The 19,724-nt window shown below is 73.1% G+C and carries 16 protein-coding genes and 1 rRNA gene; 13 read left to right on the plus strand and 4 right to left on the minus strand.

All coding sequences use genetic code 11. The features are described from left to right. The first annotated feature begins 44 nt into the window (after positions 1 to 44). A 5S ribosomal RNA gene (gene rrf / locus ACQY0Z_RS16555) occupies positions 45 to 161 on the plus strand. 93 nt (positions 162 to 254) lie between these two features. Next, a complete protein-coding gene (locus ACQY0Z_RS16560; protein ID WP_439812463.1) occupies positions 255 to 2,078 on the plus strand; it encodes a tetratricopeptide repeat protein in 1,824 nt (607 codons plus the stop codon). An 88-nt stretch (positions 2,079 to 2,166) separates the two neighbouring features. On the opposite strand, the gene ACQY0Z_RS16565 is transcribed toward ACQY0Z_RS16560, so the two are convergent. Next, on the minus strand, positions 2,167 to 3,459 hold the full coding sequence (locus ACQY0Z_RS16565; RefSeq protein ID WP_189902416.1) for a DUF1015 domain-containing protein: 1,293 nt from the start codon (positions 3,457 to 3,459) through the stop codon (positions 2,167 to 2,169). Positions 3,460 to 3,531: 72 nt separating this feature from the next. Between ACQY0Z_RS16565 and ACQY0Z_RS16570 the strand changes: the two genes are divergently transcribed. The 4 genes from ACQY0Z_RS16570 to ACQY0Z_RS16585 are packed head-to-tail and all read left to right on the plus strand — an operon-like array spanning position 3,532 to position 7,541. Beyond that, entirely contained in the window at positions 3,532 to 4,560 is a 1,029-nt protein-coding gene (locus ACQY0Z_RS16570) for an HAD hydrolase-like protein (protein ID WP_189902418.1), read from the plus strand. A 55-nt stretch (positions 4,561 to 4,615) separates the two neighbouring features. Continuing rightward, on the plus strand, positions 4,616 to 5,659 hold the full coding sequence (locus ACQY0Z_RS16575; protein WP_439812464.1) for a FecCD family ABC transporter permease: 1,044 nt from the start codon (positions 4,616 to 4,618) through the stop codon (positions 5,657 to 5,659). Then, entirely contained in the window at positions 5,656 to 6,693 is a 1,038-nt protein-coding gene (locus ACQY0Z_RS16580) for a FecCD family ABC transporter permease (RefSeq protein ID WP_254586484.1), read from the plus strand. Before ACQY0Z_RS16575 ends, ACQY0Z_RS16580 begins: the two co-directional genes overlap by 4 nt. Then, positions 6,690 to 7,541 (plus strand): ATP-binding cassette domain-containing protein, encoded by an 852-nt coding sequence (locus ACQY0Z_RS16585; RefSeq protein ID WP_189902424.1) that lies wholly within the window; start codon positions 6,690 to 6,692, stop codon positions 7,539 to 7,541. Before ACQY0Z_RS16580 ends, ACQY0Z_RS16585 begins: the two co-directional genes overlap by 4 nt. A 6-nt stretch (positions 7,542 to 7,547) precedes the next feature. Here ACQY0Z_RS16585 and ACQY0Z_RS16590 read toward each other — a convergent pair whose 3' ends face one another. Beyond that, the gene (locus tag ACQY0Z_RS16590; protein WP_439812465.1) at positions 7,548 to 7,895 is read right to left on the minus strand and encodes a sterol-binding protein; all 348 of its coding nucleotides are present in this window, start codon (positions 7,893 to 7,895) and stop codon (positions 7,548 to 7,550) included. A gap of 42 nt (positions 7,896 to 7,937) precedes the next feature. Here ACQY0Z_RS16590 and ACQY0Z_RS16595 point away from each other — a divergent pair, with 42 nt between their 5' ends. The 5 genes from ACQY0Z_RS16595 to ACQY0Z_RS16615 all read left to right on the plus strand — a co-directional run bounded on the left by ACQY0Z_RS16595 (position 7,938) and on the right by ACQY0Z_RS16615 (position 13,276). Further along, positions 7,938 to 8,294 (plus strand): hypothetical protein, encoded by a 357-nt coding sequence (locus ACQY0Z_RS16595; protein WP_254586482.1) that lies wholly within the window; start codon positions 7,938 to 7,940, stop codon positions 8,292 to 8,294. 7 nt (positions 8,295 to 8,301) lie between these two features. Continuing rightward, complete coding sequence (locus tag ACQY0Z_RS16600) at positions 8,302 to 9,117, plus strand: TlyA family RNA methyltransferase (RefSeq protein WP_439812466.1); 816 nt, start codon at positions 8,302 to 8,304, stop codon at positions 9,115 to 9,117. Beyond that, positions 9,114 to 10,019, plus strand: a complete 906-nt coding sequence (locus ACQY0Z_RS16605; protein WP_189902431.1) for an NAD kinase — start codon at positions 9,114 to 9,116, stop codon at positions 10,017 to 10,019. Before ACQY0Z_RS16600 ends, ACQY0Z_RS16605 begins: the two co-directional genes overlap by 4 nt. A gap of 167 nt (positions 10,020 to 10,186) precedes the next feature. Then, positions 10,187 to 11,929 carry a DNA repair protein RecN gene (recN, locus tag ACQY0Z_RS16610; protein WP_439812467.1) on the plus strand — a complete coding sequence of 581 codons (1,743 nt, stop codon included), beginning with the start codon at positions 10,187 to 10,189 and terminating at the stop codon, positions 11,927 to 11,929. A gap of 207 nt (positions 11,930 to 12,136) precedes the next feature. Further along, complete coding sequence (locus ACQY0Z_RS16615; RefSeq protein WP_439812468.1) at positions 12,137 to 13,276, plus strand: glycosyltransferase family 4 protein; 1,140 nt, start codon at positions 12,137 to 12,139, stop codon at positions 13,274 to 13,276. Positions 13,277 to 13,293: 17 nt separating this feature from the next. Here the strand turns inward: ACQY0Z_RS16615 and ACQY0Z_RS16620 are convergent, their stop codons facing one another. Beyond that, positions 13,294 to 14,925, minus strand: coding sequence for a PucR family transcriptional regulator (locus ACQY0Z_RS16620; RefSeq protein ID WP_189902437.1), 1,632 nt, complete (start codon positions 14,923 to 14,925; stop codon positions 13,294 to 13,296). 109 nt (positions 14,926 to 15,034) lie between these two features. Next, positions 15,035 to 16,837: a glycoside hydrolase family 15 protein gene (locus tag ACQY0Z_RS16625; RefSeq protein WP_254586488.1), complete on the minus strand. Its 1,803-nt coding sequence runs from the start codon at positions 16,835 to 16,837 to the stop codon at positions 15,035 to 15,037. 463 nt (positions 16,838 to 17,300) lie between these two features. Here ACQY0Z_RS16625 and ACQY0Z_RS16630 point away from each other — a divergent pair, with 463 nt between their 5' ends. Then, positions 17,301 to 18,950 carry a CTP synthase gene (locus ACQY0Z_RS16630; protein ID WP_019522821.1) on the plus strand — a complete coding sequence of 550 codons (1,650 nt, stop codon included), beginning with the start codon at positions 17,301 to 17,303 and terminating at the stop codon, positions 18,948 to 18,950. Positions 18,951 to 19,057: 107 nt separating this feature from the next. After that, positions 19,058 to 19,684: an NUDIX domain-containing protein gene (locus ACQY0Z_RS16635; RefSeq protein ID WP_189902441.1), complete on the plus strand. Its 627-nt coding sequence runs from the start codon at positions 19,058 to 19,060 to the stop codon at positions 19,682 to 19,684. The last annotated feature ends 40 nt before the right edge of the window (positions 19,685 to 19,724 follow it).

Below are 19,724 nucleotides of genomic sequence, written 5' to 3' on the forward strand. Positions count from 1 at the left end.
CGCATAACAGAAGAGTGTGCTTGTTCGCTCGAAACCATTAGGGTTTCGGTGGTCATAGCGTAGGGGAAACGCCCGGTTACATTCCGAACCCGGAAGCTAAGCCTTACAGCGCCGATGGTACTGCAGGGGGGACCCTGTGGGAGAGTAGGACGCCGCCGAACAATCTTTGGAAGGACCCCTGGTCGCCAGCGTTCAGCTGGGGCCAGGGGTCCTTTTTGTATTTATGCTTGCAGTACCCGAGACAGGAGTCACCGATGTCCACCAACTCTCCCGACGACCGACCGGAGCGCGACCAGCGCCGACGGGACAGTGGTGACCGCTCGGACCGCGGGGACCGTGGCGGCCAGCGCGGCGGCCCCCGTCGCGGCAACGACCGGGACCGTGGCAGCTTCCGCAGGGACGGTGACCGTCCTCCCTTCCGCCGCGACGACCGCGACCGCGACCGCGACCGTGATCGCGATCGCTCCAGCGACCGTGACCGCAGCGGCGGCCGGCCCGAGCGCGGCGGTTTCCGGGGACGCGACGACAACCGCGACAACCGCGGGGGCGACCGCGGCGGGTACCGCGGCCGCGACGACCGCAGGGATGACCGGCGTGACGACCGGCGGGATGACCGCCGTGACGATCGGCGCGACGACCGGGACCGTGGCGGTTACCGCGGCCGTGACGACGACCGTGGTGACCGTGGTGGCTTCCGCCGTGACGACAACCGCGGTGACCGCGGTGGCTTCCGCCGTGACGACAACCGTGGTGACCGCGGTGGCTTCCGCCGTGACGACAACCGTGGCGACCGCGGTGGCTTCCGCCGTGACGACAACCGTGGCGACCGTGGCGGCTTCCGTCGCGACGACGACCGCGGGTACGGCCGCCGCGACGACCGCAGGGATGACCGGCGTGACGACCGGCGGGATGACCGCCGTGACGATCGGCGCGACGACCGGGACCGTGGCGGTTACCGCGGCCGTTCCGACGACCGCGGTGACCGCGGTGGCTTCCGCCGTGACGACAACCGTGGCGACCGCGGCGGCTTCCGTGGCCGCGACGACCGTCCCGAGCGCGGCGACCGCGACCGCGGTGGCTTCCGGCGCGGCGGCGACAGCCGTACCGAGACCCGTGGTGGCGACCGCGACTCCCGCGGTGGCGGCTTCCGGCGTGACGATCGCGACCGGGGCGACCGTGGTGGCTTCCGTGGCCGCGACGACCGTGACCGTGGGCGCGGGCCGCGTCGTGACGACCGTGGTGGCCGTCCCGGTGGGTACCGTGGGCGCGACGACCGCCAGGGCGGCGGCCGGTTCCGGGACGAGCGGGACCGTGACCGCGAGCCCATCAAGCGGCTGCCGATCCCCGAGGACGTCACCGGCGAGGAGATCGACAAGGACGTCCGGCAGGAGTTGCAGAGCCTGCCCAAGACGCTCGCCGAGGACGTCGCCAAGAACCTGGTGATGGTCGCCCGCCTCATCGACGAGGACCCCGAGCGCGCCTACGCCTACTCCCGTATCGCCCTGCGGCTCGCCTCGCGCGTGGCCGCCGTGCGGGAGGCCGCCGGGTTCGCCGCGTACGCGACGCAGAAGTACGCGGAGGCCCTCGCCGAGTTCCGTGCCGCGCGGCGGATGACCGGGACCGTGGAACTGTGGCCGCTGATGGCGGACTGCGAGCGCGGGCTCGGCCGGCCGGAGAAGGCGCTGGACATGGCCGGCGCCCCCGAGGTGCAGAAGCTGGACAAGGCCGGTCAGGTCGAGATGCGGCTCGTCGCGGCCGGCGCCCGGCGTGACATGGGCCAGCTGGACGCGGCCATCGTCACCCTGCAGAGCCCCGAGCTGGCGTCGAACTCCGTGCAGCCGTGGACCGCGCGTCTGCGGTACGCGTACGCCGACGCGCTGCTCGCCGCCGGCCGTGAGGGCGAGGCGCGCGAGTGGTTCGCCAAGGCCGTCGAGGCCGACCGGGACGGCAGCACCGACGCCTCCGACCGGCTCGCCGAACTGGACGGCGTGGAGTTCATGGACGCCCTCGTCGAGGACGAGGACCAGGACGCCGCCGCCCGTGACGAGCAGGGCGCGCAGGACGAGGACAAGGACTGACGTCCTCGCCGTACCACGCACATGACAGAGAGGGGGCGGGCCCCGGCGATCAAGCCGGGGCCCGCCCCCTTCTCGTATGTCCGGACGCTCAGAGATCCAGCGCGCGCAGCACCAGGCCCGACGCCGGCTTCGGGCCGAACGACGTCGACTTGCGGGGCATCGTCACCCCCTGGCGGGCGAGATCGCGCACCACGTCCTCGTGCACCGGGTGCATCAGCACCGCCGTACCGCCGTCACGTCGGGCCTTGTCCACCGTCGCCGCCGTGTCGTGGATGTACGCGATGTGGGCGGAGTCGTCGGGGACGCGCCAGACGTGGTCGAGGAGCGTGGCGTGCAGGACGGTCGCGTCCAGGGTGCGCCAGGCCTCCGGGCGGTCCGCCGGCACCGTGCGGTCCAGGAGCGCGGGGTCGGGCCGGTCGACCAGGTGGAAGGCGCCGTCGTCCCCCGTGAGGAGGAACGCGTTGCCGTCCTCCGCCGCCTCGGCCAGTGCGTCCATCGCCCGCTGCGGCGGCACGTCCAGGCGGCGGACGCGGAAGGAGCCGTCCAGCGCCTTCAGGGCCTTGGCGACCGGCAGGTCGTGCAGGAATCGGTGGATGGCGCGGACCCGCAGCGGATAACGGGTCGTGTCGACCAGGAGGACCAGGCCGTGGTCCCAGGGGCTGGGGGAGGGGTGCTCCGCGCGCAGCCGGCGGTAGGTCGCCCAGCGGTGGTGACCGTCGGCGATCAGGGCCTGGTGGGCGGAGAGCTCGTCGCGGACCACGGCCAGATCGGATGGGTCGGTGACCGACCACAGGCGGTGGTGGACGCCGTCCTCCGTGGTGGTCGCCAGGAGCGGCGGCTGTTCGGCCGTGCGCTCGATCAGGCCGGCCGTGCCCGCCGTCGTGCCGTCGCCCCGGTAGGTGAGGAGCAGTGGTTCCAGGTTGGCGCTGGTCGCGCGCATGAGGTCCGCGCGGTCCGCGACGACGTGCGGCATGACGTCCTCGTGCGGGAGCACCAGCCGCTCCTCCGGTTCGGAGACGCGCAGTGCGCCGATCACGCCGCGCTGCACCAGGCCGTCGCCGTCGCGCTGCTCGTAGACGTACAGGCCGGGTTCGGGGTCGGGGGTGAGGACGCCCTCGGCGCGCCAGCGGCGGAGCGTCTCGGCGGCCTGGGCGTTGCGCTCGGCGGGCGTGCCGGCCTCGGGCAGGATCAGCCGGACGATGTTGTACGGGTCGGCGGACTGGAGATGGTGCAGGCCGTCGGGGCGGACCACGACGTCGTAGGGCGGGGATGTCACGGCGGCCAGGCTGCCGACCCGGTCCGGGTCGTACCGAAGGCCTCGGAACGGGGTGAGTTCCAGCCCTCGGGGCGCCGTCGCCGTCGAGTGACCTGCAGAGTTCATCCCGGCATCGTACGGGTGTCGGCCCCATGGGGGATGATCGGGGGAAAGCCGTCGAACGAGGAGCGATGCGGAATGAGCCGGAGCGTCAGGACGAGGCCCGAGGGCAGTGGGCAGGCCCTGAGCGAGGCGTACGACACGGCGCTGCTCGACCTCGACGGAGTGGTGTACGCGGGCGGTGAGGCCATCGACCACGCGGTGCCGTCCCTTGCCGCGGCGCGCGACGGCGGGATGCGTCTCGCGTACGTCACCAACAACGCGCTGCGCACGCCCGACGCCGTCGCCGCGCATCTGACCGAGCTGGGCATACCGGCCGAGGCCGGTGACGTCATCACCTCCGCGCAGGCGGTGGCGCGGCTCATCGCCGACCAGGTGCCGCAGGGCTCCCGGGTGCTCGTGGTGGGCGGCGAGGGCCTGCGGGTGGCGCTGCGCGAGCGCGGTCTGGTGCCGGTGGAGTCGGCGGACGACGACCCGGCGGCGGTCGTGCAGGGGTACGGCGGTCCGGAGCTGACGTGGGGCCGCTTCGCCGAGGCGTCCTACGCGGTCGCGCGCGGGGTGCCGTGGTTCGCGTCCAACACCGACCTGACGATCCCCAGCGGCCGGGGCATCGCGCCCGGCAACGGCGCGGCCGTGGAGGTCGTGCGGATCGCCACCGGCGCCGAGCCGCAGGTGGCGGGCAAGCCGCTGCCGCCGATGCACCGCGAGACGATCCTGCGTACGGGCGCCGAGCGGCCGCTGGTGGTGGGGGACCGGCTGGACACGGACATCGAGGGCGCGTTCAACGGCGGGGTGGACTCGCTGCTGGTGCTCACCGGGGTGACCGACGGCGCGCAGCTGGTGGCGGCGCCGCCGCACCACCGGCCGACGTACGTGGACGCCGATCTGCGGGGGCTGCTCACCGGGCAGCCCGAGGTCGTCGAGGGCGGCGGAGCCTTCCGGTGCGGCGGGTGGACGGCTGCGGCCGGCGCCGGGCGGCTGGAGCTGGACGGGGACGGCGCGCCGGTGGACGGGCTGCGGGCGCTGTGCGCGGCGGCCTGGACGGCGGCCGGCGAGGAGGCGTGCGGGCTGGACGCGGAGAAGGCGCTGGCCAGGCTGGGAGTCTGACGGTCCGCCGGGAACCGGATCTTGATCGATTTGGAGGATAGGCTAACCTAACCGGGTGTTGGTCGAGAGTCCCCCCGAACAGCGCGCGGAGACCGCCTCCGCGCTCCCCGGCCGCCGGGCGCTGCGCGCGGCCGGCCTGCTCGCGTCCCTCGCGGTCCTGGTGCTCGTCGCGCTGGCGAGCGTCGCGGTCGGCGCGAAGGAGCTGTCCCTGGGGCAGGTGTGGCACGGGCTGTTCGACGCGTCGGGCACCTACGCCGACACCGTGGTGTCCGACCGGCTGTCCCGCACCCTGCTCGGTCTGCTCGCCGGCGCCGCCCTCGGTCTCGCCGGGGCCGTGCTGCAGGCGCTCACCCGCAACCCGCTGGCCGACCCGGGGCTCCTCGGCCTGAACGCGGGCGCCTCCGCCGCGGTCGTCACCGCCATCACCTTCTTCGGCGTCACCTCCCTGTCCGGATATGTGTGGTTCGCGTTCTTCGGGGCAGCGGCCGTCGGCGCGATCGTGTGGTTCCTCGGCGGACGCCGGGGCGCCACCCCCGTACGGCTGGTGCTCGCCGGCACGGCCATCAGCGCCGCGCTGTACGGCTACCTCCAGGCCGTGATGATCCTCGACGACGCCGCCCTCGGCCGGATGCGCTTCTGGACGGTCGGCTCGCTCGGCTCCGGCAGCGACGAGGCCGTCATGCAGGTGGTGCCGTTCCTGGTCGTCGGCAGCGTGCTGGCGCTGCTGCTCGCCCGGCCGCTGAACGCCATGGCCATGGGCGACGACACCGCCAAGGCGCTCGGCGCCGACCTCAACCGCACCCGCGCGCTGTCCATGCTCGTCGCGACGATGCTCAGCGGCGCCGCCACCGCCGCGTGCGGTCCGATCGTCTTCGTCGGCCTGATGGTGCCGCACGTGGTGCGGTCCTTCACCGGGCCCGACCAGCGCTGGATCCTGCCGTACGCGGCGGTCCTGTCGCCGGTGCTGCTGCTCGGCGCGGACGTGCTCGGCCGCGTCGTTGCCCGGCCCGCCGAACTCCAGGTGGGCATCGTCACCGCGATCATCGGCGGCCCGGTGTTCATTCTTCTCGTACGACGGCGGAGGACGGCCCAGCTGTGAAGACCAACCGTGCGGTGCGCATCCCGGGCGGCCTCTCGGTCCGGCTGGACGTGCGCGCCCTCACCGTCGTCCTGCTGCTGATGCTGCTGGCGCTCGGCGCGAGCGTCCTGCTCATCGGCACCGGCGACTTCCCGATGTCCGCCTCCGACGTGCTGACCACCCTCGTCGGGCAGGGCAACGAGGGGCAGGAGTTCATCGTCACCGAGCTGCGGCTCCCGCGGGTACTGGTCGGCCTCCTGGTCGGCGCCTCCCTCGGAATCGGCGGCGCCCTCTTCCAGACGATCTCCCGCAACCCGCTCGGCAGCCCCGACATCCTGGGCCTCGGCCAGGGCGCCACCGCCGGCGCGCTCACCGTCATCGTGCTGTTCTCCGGCACCGCCAACCAGGTCGCCCTCGGCGCGCTCGCCGGCGGTCTGCTCACCGGCACCGCCATCTACGTCCTCGCCTGGAAACGGGGCGTGCACGGCTACCGGCTGGTGCTGGTCGGCATCGGCGTCTCCGCCGTCGTCACCGCCGTCAACGGCTATCTGCTCACCAAGTCCGACATCGTCGACGCCGCCCGCGCGGTCGTGTGGATGACCGGGTCCCTCGACGGGCGCGACTGGGACCAGGTGTGGCCGCTGCTCGCGCTGTGCGCCGTCCTCGTCCCCGTCGTCCTCGCCAACTCCCGCGCCCTGCGCATGACGGAGATGGGCGACGACGTGTCCAACGCCCTCGGCGTGCGCGTCGAGCGGCTGCGGCTGGTGCTGATGCTGTCCGCCGTGCTGCTCACCGCGTCCGCGACCGCCGCCGCCGGACCCGTCAGCTTCGTCGCGCTCACCGCGCCGCAGCTCGCCCGGCGCCTCACCCGGTCGCCCGGACCGAACCTGGTCGCCTCGATGTGCATGGGCGCGGCCCTGCTGGTCCTCGCCGACGTCCTCTCCCAGCGGGCGTTCGGCGCCGAGCAGCTCCCCGTGGGCGTGGTCACCGGCGTCCTCGGCGGCGTCTACCTGCTGTGGCTGCTGGTCACCGAGCGCAGGGCGGGCCGGATATGAGCGGCGCCGAGAACACGAACACCCGAAGGAGCACCGTGAACCGTCTCTCCGCCGAGAACGTCACCCTGGCCTACGACCAGCGGGTCATCGCCGAACAGCTGTCGGTGGAGATCCCGGACCACTCCTTCACCGTCGTCGTCGGCCCCAACGCCTGCGGCAAGTCCACCCTGCTGCGCGCCCTGTCCCGCATGCTCAAGCCGAGCGCGGGCCGCGTGCTGCTCGACGGGCAGGCCATCCACTCCCTGCCCGCCAAGAAGGTCGCCCGCACCCTCGGCCTGCTGCCCCAGTCGTCCATCGCGCCCGACGGCATCACCGTCGGCGACCTGGTCGCGCGCGGCCGGTACCCGCACCAGAGCCTGCTGCGCCAGTGGTCCCCCGAGGACGAGCGGGTCGTGCGGGAGTCGATGGCCCGCACCGGCGTCGCCGACCTCGCCGAGCGCTACGTCGACGAGCTGTCCGGAGGGCAGCGGCAGCGCGTGTGGATCGCCATGGCGCTGGCCCAGGAGACGCCGCTGCTGCTGCTCGACGAGCCGACCACCTACCTGGACATCCAGCACCAGATCGACGTCCTCGACCTCTGCGCCGACCTTCACGAGGAGCAGGGCCGCACCCTCGTCGCCGTGCTGCACGACCTCAATCACGCCGCCCGCTACGCCACCCACCTCGTCGCCCTGCGCGAGGGCCGGGTCGTCGCGCAGGGCGCGCCCAAGGACATCGTCACCGCCGAACTGGTGGAGGAGGTGTTCGGGCTGCGCTGCCAGGTCATCGACGACCCCGAGACGGGCACCCCGCTGGTCGTGCCGGCGGCCCGCGCGTCCCGGGTCAAGCAGGAGACCACGAAGGTCTGAGGGACGTCAGAGGAGCTTCCGCAGCTGGAACAGGTCGCGCAGACCCGCCTCCAGCCGCACCCGCCCCGAGGCCCACGCCCGCGCGAAGTGCAGCCCCCCGTCGACCAGGGCCACCAGGTCGTCGCCCGTCATGGCGAGCCGTATCTGCGCCTTCTCGCGCGGCGGTCCAGGAAAGGTCTCCCGCACCTCGATCCGGCCGCCGGTGAGGCGGCCCGCGAAGGTCACGTCCAGGTCCGTGACGTGGCAGCTGACCGACCGTTCCATCGACGCCGCGGCGCGGACGTCGCCCTCGGTGTCGCCCATGCTGTCCGAAAGCTTGTCGAGTGCCGCACGGCACTCCTCGATCGTGGCCATCGCGCACGACGGTACCCCAGCCGTTCGCGGTAGCGTCGGGGCATGAACGACGCAGTGCCGCAGGCGGCGGACACGGAGCCGGACCCCGGGGCCCCGCAGGACGGGCCGCCGGAGCAGGCCGCGCCGCAGCCGCCGTACGACGACGGGCCCGCCGGACCCGCACCGCTGGGCGTGCCGCGCACCCCGACCGGGAACGCCGAGGTCGACGCCCATGTGGAGCGGCTGGCCGACGCCGACCACCTCACCACCGACGGCCACCTCGAGGTGTACGAGGATGTACACCGGGGGCTGCGCGACGCGCTCACCGCGCTCGACGCCCGCCCGGGTCCCTCACCCGCCGCCCCGCACCGGGGCACACCGGGGCACCCGTCCCAGTCGGCACACGTACACAGGAGCTGAACCGAACGTGGCAGGAGTCGCACGCCGCCGTCTCGACGCGGAGCTGGTCCGCCGCAAGCTGGCGCGCTCGCGCGAGCACGCCAGCCAGCTGATCGCCGCCGGGCGGGTCAGCGTGGGCAGGACGGTGGCGACCAAGCCCGCCACCCAGGTGGAGACCGCGGCCCCGATCGTGGTCGCCGAGGACGCCGGCGATCCCGACTACGTCTCGCGCGGGGGTCACAAACTGGCCGGGGCGCTGGACGCCTTCGTGCCGCGGGGGCTGGTCGTGAAGGGGCGCCGCGCGCTCGACGCGGGCGCCTCCACCGGCGGTTTCACCGATGTGCTGCTGCGGGCGGGCGCCGCCCACGTGGTCGCGGTGGACGTCGGATACGGACAACTCGCGTGGTCTCTCCGGCAGGATGAACGCGTGACCGTCAAGGACCGTACGAACGTACGGGAGTTGACGATCGAGGTCATCGATGGGGAGCCTGTGGATCTTGTCGTGGGGGATCTGTCCTTCATCCCGCTCGGACTGGTGCTGCCCGCACTGAAGCGGTGCGTGACGCCGGACGCCGATCTGGTGATGATGGTCAAGCCGCAGTTCGAGGTGGGCAAGGAGCGGCTGGGCAGCGGCGGTGTCGTACGCAGTCCGCAGCTGCGCGCAGAGGCGGTCCGGGGGGTGGCCGCCAAGGCCTGGGAGCTGGGGCTCGGGGCGAAGGGCGTGACGGCGAGCCCGCTGCCCGGACCGTCCGGGAACGTCGAATACTTCCTGTGGCTGCGGGCCGGGGCACCGGCACTGGCCCCGGCCGACGTTGACCGTGCTGTGGCGGAGGGGCCGCGTTGACACAGAACCGTGCTCGTACTGTTTTCCTGCTGGCCCACACGGGACGGGCCGCGGCCATCCGCAGCGCCGAACTCGTGGTCAAGGGCCTGCTGCGCTCGGGCCTCGGGGTGCGGGTGCTGGAGGAGGAGGCCCGCGACCTGCCGCTCCCGGACGACGTGGAGACGGTCAAGGAGGCCACCCCGCAGTGCCTGGACGACTGCGAGCTGCTGATCGTCCTCGGCGGTGACGGCACGCTGCTGCGCGGCGCCGAGTTCGCCCGCGCCTCCGGGGTGCCGATGCTCGGCGTCAACCTCGGCAGCGTGGGGTTCCTCGCCGAGGCCGAGCGGGACGACCTGGAGAAGGTCGTCGACCGCGTGGTGAGCCGGTCGTACGAGGTCGAGGAGCGGATGACCGTCGACGTCGTGGTGCACCGCAACGGCGACATCGTGCACACCGACTGGGCGCTGAACGAGGCGGCCGTGCAGAAGGTGTCCGCCGAGCGGATGCTGGAGGTCGTCCTGGAGATCGACGGACGGCCGGTGACGGGGTTCGGCTGCGACGGCATCGTCTGCGCGACGCCGACCGGGTCCACCGCGTACGCGTTCTCCGCGGGCGGGCCCGTGGTGTGGCCGGAGGTGGAGGCGCTGCTGATGGTGCCGATCAGCGCGCACGCGTTGTTCGCGAAGCCGTTGGTGACGTCTCCGAACTCCGTTCTGGCGGTGGAGGTGCTGCCGCATGTGCCGCCGGGTGTGCTGTGGTGCGACGGGCGGCGGACCGTCGAGCTGCCGGCGGGGGCCCGGGTGGAGGTGCGGAAGGGGGCGGTGCCGGTGAGGTTGGCCCGGCTGCATCACGCTTCGTTCACCGACCGGCTTGTCGCGAAGTTCGCGTTGCCGGTGTCCGGGTGGCGAGGGGCGCCGCACTAGCGGTCTCGGCGGGGTGGCCGCCCGAGCGTGGGCGGCTGCGGGTGGACCGTGGCTTGTCGCGCCCACGCGGCGGAGCCGCACATCGGTACAGCCCCGCGCCCCTTCGGGGTGTCCACTCGCGTGGGTGACAAGGGTGGGGCAGTCGCACTTCGCCGTGTCGACCTCGTATGGTCGTGTCCGTGCTAGAGGAGATGCGGATACGGTCGCTCGGTGTCATCGACGACGCTGTGGTGGAGCTGTCGCCCGGCTTCACCGCCGTCACCGGTGAGACGGGTGCGGGCAAGACCATGGTGGTCACCAGCCTGGGCCTGCTGCTGGGCGGACGGGCGGATGCGGCCCTGGTGCGGATCGGCGCGCGCAACGCCGTGGTCGAGGGGCGGATCGCCGTGCCCGAGGGCTCGCCGGCCGTCGTGCGCGCCGAGGAGGCCGGGGCCGAGCTCGACGAGGGGACGCTGCTGGTCAGCCGTACCGTCTCGGCCGAGGGGCGGTCCCGGGCGCACCTGGGCGGGCGCAGCGTGCCCGTGGGACTGCTCGCTGAGCTCGCCGACGACCTGGTGGCCGTGCACGGGCAGAGCGACCAGCAGGGCCTGCTGAAGCTGTCCCGGCAGCGCCAGGCGCTCGACCGGTACGCCGGGTACGCGGTCGCCGTGCCGCTCGGCAAGTACGCGGAGGCGTACAAGCGGCTCCGGGCGGTCACTTCGGAGCTGGAGGAGATCACCACCCGTGCGCGGGAGCGGGCCCAGGAGGCCGACATGCTGCGCTTCGGGCTGGAGGAGATCGCCGCCGTCGAGCCGCGCGCCGGCGAGGACACGGAACTGGCCGAGGAGGCCGAGCGGCTCGGGCACGCCGAGGCGCTGGCGTCGGCCGCCGCCGTCGCGCACGCCGCGCTGGCGGGCAACCCGGAGGACCCGGAGGGCGTGGACGCCGGGACGCTCGTCGCGGGCGCCCAGCGGGCGCTGGAGGCCGTACGGGCCCACGACCCGGCGCTGGCGGCGCTGACCGACCGCATCGGCGAGGTCGGCATCCTGCTGAGCGATGTCGCGGGCGAGCTGGCCGGGTACGCCGACGACCTGGACGCGGACCCGCTGCGGCTCGCCGCGGTCGAGGAGCGCCGGGCCGCGCTGAACGCGCTGACCCGCAAGTACGGCGAGAACGTCACCGAGGTGCTGGCCTGGGCGGAGCGCAGCGCCGCGCGCCTCACCGAACTGGAGGGCGACGACGAGCGGATCGGCGAGCTGACCGCCGAACGGGACGCCCTCCGTGCCGAACTGGGCGTGCTCGCACAGGAGTTGTCGGAGGCACGGGCGGAGGCCGCGGAGCGGTTCGCGGCGGCCGTGACGGAGGAGCTGGCCTCCCTCGCCATGCCGCACGCGCGCGTGTCGTTCGACATCCGGCAGACCGAGGACCCCGAAGGCGTCGAGGTGAACGGGCGCACGGTGACGTACGGGCCCTCGGGTGTGGACGAGGTCGAACTGCTGCTCGCCCCGCACCCCGGGGCGCCGCCCCGGCCGATTGCCAAGGGCGCCTCCGGCGGTGAGCTGTCGCGCGTGATGCTGGCCGTGGAGGTCGTCTTCGCCGGGACCGACCCGGTGCCGACGTACCTCTTCGACGAGGTGGACGCCGGCGTCGGCGGCAAGGCGGCCGTGGAGATCGGCCGGCGTCTGGCCAGGCTGGCGAAGAAGGCGCAGGTCGTCGTCGTCACGCACCTGCCGCAGGTGGCCGCGTTCGCCGACCGGCAGCTGCTGGTGGAGAAGACCGACGACGGCTCGGTCACCCGGTCCGGCGTGAAGGTGCTCGAAGGCGAGGACCGCGTACGGGAGTTGTCGCGGATGCTGGCGGGCCAGGAGGACTCCGAGACGGCCCGGGCGCACGCGGAGGAACTGCTGGCGGCGGCGCGGGCGGACGCCTGACCCTGCCGGACAGGCACCTTCCGTCATCCTTACGGGTGATGTGCCCTCCGCTGTGGACCCCGGCGTACGCCCGCGCGTTTCCCGGAACCGGCGTGCGTGCTGGCATGCTTGACGGTGTACGCGGAGGACGCCGCGCGGGCCACCCCTCCGCGGGATCCTTCGGTACGTTCGTCGTGACCGTCCGACCCGAACCAGGAGCCCGGCCACGTGACCCCCGTGAGCAGCCACGCACCGCACGGCCAGTCGTCGCTGCGCACCGTGCAGGTGCTGGGCGGCGGCAACGCCGCCAGCGGCGCGCACGTACGCTCGCTGGCCGCCGGGCTCGTGGCACGGGGCGTGCGGGTCACGGTGTGCGCCCCCGAAGAGGCGGACCACGCCTACGGCTTCACCGGCGTCGGCGCCGAGCACGTCCATGTGCCCCGCAGCAGCGACCCGGGGTCGGTGGCCGCGCTGCGCGCCGCCTGCTCGGGCGCCGACCTGGTGCACGCGCACGGTCTGCACGCCTCGTTCCGTACGTCCATGGCGCTCAGCGGGCGGGGCACCCCCTTCGTCGTCACCTGGCACGACCGCGCGCACGCCGAGGGCCCCCGCGCCCACTTCCTGCGCGTGCTGGAGCGGCGGGTCGTGCGCGCGGCCACCGTGGCGCTCGGCACGACCTCGGCCCTGGTGGACCGGGCCCGGCGCAGCGGGGCGCGTGACGCCCGGCTCGCCGCGGTCTCCCTGCCCGGGCCCCGCAGCGCGCCGGCGGCCGAGGAGACCGAGCGGCGCACACCGAAGGTGCGAGCCGAACTCGGCGCCGTGGGCCGCCCGTTGATCGTCGCTATCGGGTCGCTCGAGCGGCACCGCGGCCTCGACGTCCTGGTGGACGCCGCGCACGCCTGGCAGCGCCTCGACCCGGTCCCGCTCGTGGTGATCGCGGGGGAGGGGCCGCTCCACGGCGAACTGCGGCGCGCCGTCGACGCACAGGACCTGCCGGTGCGGCTGCTCGGCCGTTGTGAGGACGCCTCCGACCTGCTCGCCGCGGCCGACGTGGCCGTGCTGCCCAGCCGCAGGGAGGAGGCGCGGTCCACGTTCGCGCAGGAGGCGCTGCACGCGCGCGTGCCGCTCGTCGCGACCCGGGTGGGCTCTGTCCCCGAACTCGTCGGCGATGCGGCCGAACTGGTGCCGCACGGCAACGCGCGGGCTCTCGCCGACGCCGTGACCCGGCTCCTGGAGGACCCGGAACACCGGGAGACGCTCGTGCGGCGGGGCGTGCGGCAGGCGGCGACCTGGCCGACGGAGGACCAGACGGTCGCCCAGGTGCTCAGCGTCTACGACGAACTGACCCAGCCTCGGCCCCTGGTCTGACCCTTCTCGGGGCGTGGTTACGGCACGTGCCGCCGCGCCCGCAGCGCCAGGCTCAACGTCAGCACCGTCTGCGGGTCGTCGAGGTCGGCGCCCAGCAACTCCCCGATGCGGGCGAGCCGGTTGTAGAGCGTCTGCCGGTTCAGGTGCAGCTCCCGCGCCGTCTCCGCCTTGCGTCCGGCGTGCGCCAGATACGTCTCCAGGGTCGGCAGCAGCGCGGGCCGTGAGCGCCGGTCGTGGTCCAGCACCGGGCCGATCGCCCGTTGTACGAAGTCCGCCAGGTCCGGATGGTCGCGCAGCCGCCACAGCAGCAGGTCGATGTCCAGCCGCCGTGCGTCGTACCAGGGCCGCTCCGGGAGCCCCTGTGCCGCCGTCGCCGTCTCCACCGCGTGCCGCAGTCCCGTCGGGACCGCCGCCCAGTCTCCGGCCGGCCCGACCACCACCACGGGCGGCCGTCCGCCCGGACGCAGCATGCCCGCCCGCTCCACTCCGGCGCGCAGCGCGGCCGCCACCCGGTCGGCGACGGACGGCCGCTCCGACTCCGCGCGCAGCGCGAGCAGCAGCGGCACCCGCCCCTCGACCGGCCGCACGCCCAGCAGCACCGGCACGCCGAGCGAGGACAGCTCCTCGCCCACCGCGCGGGCCAGCACCGCCCAGCCGCCGCCCTGCGGGGACAGCGTGTCGCCGAGCCGCATCACCACCGGCAGCAGCGGCCCCCGGCCCGGCTTGAAGCCCAGCACCCGGGCCTGGGCGGGCGCGTCCTCGGCGCTGATCCGGCCCTCGGCGAGGTCGGTGAGGAAGTCGCCCCGGCCGCGCGCCGCCAGCTCCTCCTCCTGGCGCGCCTGCATCAGCACCAGGGCGAGGATGCCCGCCGCCCGCTCGGCCGCCATCCGGTGCACCGGCTCCGGCGCGCTGCGCACCGGCAGCAGCACCAGCCGCGCCCGCACACCGCCGCTGCCGGGACCTCCGCCGGGCACGTCCACCAGCACCGTGCCGGCCGGAGGGTCGTCGCGCTGCCGGTCGCGCAGCCCCTCCCACACCTGCAACGGGTCCGCGCCCTCCGGTCCCTCGCCGGCCGCGTACAGCAGCTGCCCGTCGGTGGTCTCCAGGAACACGGGGTTGCCGGTGAACCCGGCGAGGATCTCCAGCACCTGCGGCACGCCCCCGCCGCCGAGCAGCGCCTCGGTGCAGCGGCGGTGCACCTCCTCGGCGCGCTGGAGCAGCGCGTAGTGCCCGTTGACGATCTCCGTGTGGATCTCCTCGGTGACCGTGACGAACGGCACCTCCCGGTGGAGCTGCACCAGCGGCAGCCCGGCCGCGCGGGCCGCGTCCACCAGGGCGGCGGGCAGCCGGCTGAAGCGCGGGCCCAGCTCGACCACCAGGGCCGCGATGCCCCGCTCGGCCAGGGTGCGCACGAACGCCCGCTGGTCGGCCGGGCGCGTGCCCAGCCCGTAGCCGGTGGTCAGCAGCAGCTCACCGCCCTTGAGCAGGGAGGCGATGTTGGGCACCTCGCCCGCGTGCACCCAGCGCACCGTCCGCCCCAGCCGCTCCGCGCAGGCGACGACCTCGGGGAGGCCGCTGCGCAGCCCGGGCAGCTCCAGGGCGCGCTGCACGGTGATGCCAGTGGGCGGGGGAGTGCCGGCGGTGCTCATGCAGCGGACGGTACCCGGGGACGTGTCCCCGTCACACGTCCGGCCTGCGCGAACACACCCGCGCCCCGCCTCCCCGGGCCGGCCGGGAAGTCGGGGCGCGATGTTTCCGTCAGCCTCCGTACGCCCCCGACGCCGTCAGGCGCAGGGCCGTGTCGATGAGGGGGACGTGGCTGAACGCCTGGGGGAAGTTGCCGACCTGGCGCTGGAGGCGCGGGTCCCACTCCTCCGCCAGCAGGCCGAGGTCGTTGCGCAGCGCCAGCAGTTTCTCGAACAGCTTCCGCGCCTCGTCCACGCGGCCGATCATGGCCAGGTCGTCCGCCATCCAGAACGAGCAGGCGAGGAACGCGCCCTCGTCGCCGGGCAGACCGTCGACGCCCTCGTCCATGCCCTCGGTCGGGTAGCGCAGGATGAACCCGTCGGACGTCGACAGCTCCCGCTGGATCGCCTCGACCGTGCCGATCACGCGCTTGTCGTCCGGCGGCAGGAAGCCCACCTGCGGAATCAGCAGCAGGGACGCGTCCAGCTCCTTGGAGCCGTAGGACTGGGTGAAGGTGTTGCGCTCCTTGTCGTAGCCCTTCTCGCACACGTCGCGGTGGATGTCGTCGCGGAGCTGCTTCCACTCCTCCAGCGGGCCGTCGGCGTCGCCGGACTCGATCAGCTTGATCGTGCGGTCGACGGCCACCCAGGCCATCACCTTGGAGTGCACGAAGTGGCGGCGCGGGCCGCGCACCTCCCAGATGCCCTCGTCCGGCTCCTGCCAGTGCTTCTCCAGGTAGCGGATCAGCTTCAGCTGGAGCAGCGAGGCGTAGTCGTTGCGGGCGAGGCCGGTCATGTGGGCCAGGTGCAGGGCCTCGGTGACCTCGCCGTACACGTCGAGCTGGAGCTGGTGGGCCGCGCCGTTGCCGACCCGGACCGGGGCGGAGGCCTCGTAGCCGGGCAGCCAGTCCAGCTCCGCCTCGCCGAGCTCGCGCTCGCCGGCGATGCCGTACATGATCTGCAGGTTCTCCGGGTCGCCGGCGACCGCGCGCAGCAGCCACTCGCGCCAGGCGCGGGCCTCCTCGCGGTAGCCGGTGCGCAGCAGCGAGGACAGGGTGATCGCCGCGTCCCGCAGCCACGTGTAGCGGTAGTCCCAGTTGCGGACGCCGCCGATGTCCTCGGGCAGCGAGGTGGTCGGCGCGGCGACGATGCCGCCGGTCGGGGCGTAGGTGAGGGCCTTCAGCGTGATCAGGGAGCGGATCACGGCCTCACGGTAGGGGCCGTGGTACGTACAGTGCTCGACCCACTCGCGCCAGAAGTCCTCGGTGGCCTCCAGGGACTGCTCCGGCTCGGGCAGCGCCGGGGGCTGCTTGTGCGAGGGCTCCCAGGAGATCGTGAACGCCACCCGGTCGCCGGGCGCCACGGTGAAGTCCGAGTACGTGGTCAGTTCCTCGCCGTAGGTCTCGGCGGTGGTGTCGAACCACACCGAGTCCGGTCCCGCCACGGCGACCGTACGGCCCTCGTGCCGGTGCACCCACGGCACCACCCGGCCGTAGGAGAAACGCATGCGCAGCGTCGAGCGCATGGGCACCCGGCCCGACACGCCCTCCACGATGCGGATCAGCTGGGGGGCGCCGTCGCGCGGGGGCATGAAATCCGTCACGCGGACCGTGCCGCGATCGGTGTCCCACTCGGATTCCAGGATCAGGGAGTCGCCCCGGTAGTGCCGCCGCGTCGCCGCGGGCGGCTCCGCCTCGTCGGCGTGCGCGGGGCCCAGCCGCCAGAAGCCGTGTTCCTCGGTTCCCAGCAGCCCGGCGAAGATGGCGTGCGAGTCGAAGCGCGGCAGGCACAGCCAGTCGACCGTGCCGTCCCGGCAGACCAGCGCCGCGGTCTGCATGTCTCCGATGAGTGCGTAGTCTTCGATGCGCCCGGCCACGTGCATCTCCAGTCGAACGGCCACGTCACCCCACGAGGGGGCTGTCGCTAGTGCGGTCAAGGGGGGTATTGCAATGCGTCGTTGAGCTGTGAAGCAAAGCAGCCGCTCCGCCGTGCATGCAAAGCGCCAATCTTCGCTCAACGAACTGACGAGCTCACGTTGTTCCGGAACTTACGGGCGGGGGTGGTGCCGTTCGGCCGGCCGGGCTCGGCAGCGAGTGTCCGAGCAGGATACGACGCACGTAGATGATCTGTGTGCCGCTCGCGGCAACGCGGCTCCGCCGAACGAGTGAGCCCCGGGTGAGGGTCTCGTGTGTGATACATGCTCCGTTGCCTCCCGTGCGCGGAGCGTGGCCGTGAGCCATTCCCCCGAGGCGCTGATACGCTGGTAGCCCGTGGACCGGTGGGCGAGAAACCCCGGAACCGCACCCACAGACCGCGACCACGGGAGCCCCCTCTTGGCCATGCCGCCCAAATCATCGACGACCAAGCACATCTTCGTCACCGGGGGTGTCGCCTCCTCTCTCGGCAAGGGTCTGACCGCCTCCAGCCTCGGCATGCTGCTCAAGGCCCGCGGTCTGCGCGTCGTGATGCAGAAGCTCGACCCGTACCTGAACGTCGACCCGGGCACGATGAACCCCTTCCAGCACGGTGAGGTGTTCGTCACGAACGACGGCGCCGAGACCGACCTGGACATCGGCCACTACGAGCGGTTCCTCGACCGCGACCTCGACGGCTCCGCGAACGTCACCACGGGCCAGGTCTACTCCACGGTGATCGCCAAGGAGCGCCGCGGCGAGTACCTGGGCGACACCGTCCAGGTCATCCCGCACATCACCAACGAGATCAAGCACCGCATCCGCCGCATGGCGACCGACGAGGTCGACGTCGTCATCACGGAGGTCGGCGGCACGGTCGGCGACATCGAGTCGCTGCCGTTCCTGGAGACCGTCCGCCAGGTCCGGCACGAGGTCGGCCGCGACAACGTGTTCGTGGTCCACATCTCTCTTCTTCCCTACATCGGCCCGTCCGGTGAGCTGAAGACCAAGCCGACCCAGCACTCGGTGGCGGCGCTGCGCAACATCGGCATCCAGCCCGACGCGATCGTGCTGCGCTGCGACCGTGAGGTCCCCACCGCCATCAAGCGGAAGATCTCGCTGATGTGCGACGTCGACGAGGCCGCCGTCGTCGCCTGCCCCGACGCCCGCTCGATCTACGACATCCCGAAGACCGTGCACGGCGAGGGCCTGGACGCCTACGTGGTCCGCAAGCTGGACCTGCCGTTCCGCGACGTCGACTGGACCACCTGGGACGACCTGCTGGACCGGGTGCACAACCCCGACCACGAGATCACTCTGGCCCTGGTCGGCAAGTACATCGACCTGCCGGACGCCTACCTCTCGGTGACCGAGGCGCTGCGCGCCGGCGGCTTCGCCAACAAGGCCCGCGTCAAGATCAAGTGGGTCACGTCCGACGACTGCAAGACCCCGGCCGGCGCCCAGGCGCAGCTCGGCGACGTCGACGGCATCTGCATCCCCGGCGGCTTCGGCGACCGCGGTGTGCTCGGCAAGGTCGGCGCGATCAAGTACGCCCGCGAGAACGGCATCCCGCTGCTCGGTCTGTGCCTGGGCCTGCAGTGCATCGTGATCGAGGCCGCGCGGAACCTGGCCGACATCTCCGACGCCAACTCCACCGAGTTCGACCCGGCCACCGCCCACCCGGTGATCTCCACCATGGCGGAGCAGCTCGACATCGTCGCCGGCGAGGGCGACATGGGCGGCACCATGCGGCTCGGCATGTACCCGGCCAAGCTGGCCGAGGGCTCCATCGTGCGCGAGGTGTACGACGGCAAGGAGTACGTCGAGGAGCGCCACCGGCACCGCTACGAGGTGAACAACGCCTACCGCGCGGAGCTGGAGAAGAAGGCGGGCCTGGTGTTCTCCGGCACCTCGCCCGACGGCAAGCTCGTCGAGTACGTCGAGTACCCGCGTGACGTGCACCCCTACCTGGTCGCCACGCAGGCGCACCCGGAGCTCCGGTCGCGTCCGACCCGTCCGCACCCGCTCTTCGCCGGGCTGGTGAAGGCCGCGGTCGAGCGGAAGATCTCGCAGTAGCACGCCCAGTTGTACGGTTGCCGGGGTGCGAACCTTCAACGGTTCGCACCCCGGCCGCCTTTTCGCAGGCAGGACGGGTACCACCGGATCGGTTCGGAAGGACAGGCATGACGATCAAGGACACCCCGGAGGAGTGGGAGATCCGCGGGACGCAGACCCCCTTCGTCGGCAAGAAGACCTCGGTGCGCACCGACGAGGTCGTCATGCCGGGGGGCGCCGTGGTCAACCGCGACTACCAGGTCCACCCGGGGTCCGTGGCCGTCCTCGCCCTCGACGACGCGGACCGGGCCGTGGTGCTGCGCCAGTACCGGCACCCGGTGCGCCAGAAGCTGTGGGAGATCCCGGCCGGCCTGCTCGACGTGCCTGGTGAGAACCCGCTGCACGCCGCCCAGCGCGAGCTGTACGAGGAGGCGCACGTCAAGGCGGAGGACTGGCGGGTGCTGGCCGACGTCTACACCACCCCCGGCGGCTGCGACGAGGCCGTGCGGATCTTCCTGGCGCGCGGGCTGTCCGAGGCCGAGGGCGACCGGTTCGCGGTGGAGGACGAGGAGGCCGACATGGAGCTGGCCCGGGTCCCCGTCGACGAGCTGGTGCGTGGGGTGCTCGCCGGTGACCTGCACAACAACTGCCTGGTGGTGGGCGTGCTCTCGCTGGTCGCCGCCCGCTCCGGCGACGGCCTGGACGCGCTGCGCCCGGCGGAGGCGCCGTGGCCGGCCCGGCCCTTCGAGGCCTGAGCCCGTACGGCGTACGACCCCGCCGTCGGCGGCGTGAATC

The sequence above is a fragment of the Streptomyces sp. P9-2 genome, from assembly GCF_051903975.1.
Taxonomy (GTDB): domain Bacteria; phylum Actinomycetota; class Actinomycetes; order Streptomycetales; family Streptomycetaceae; genus Streptomyces; species Streptomyces cellulosae.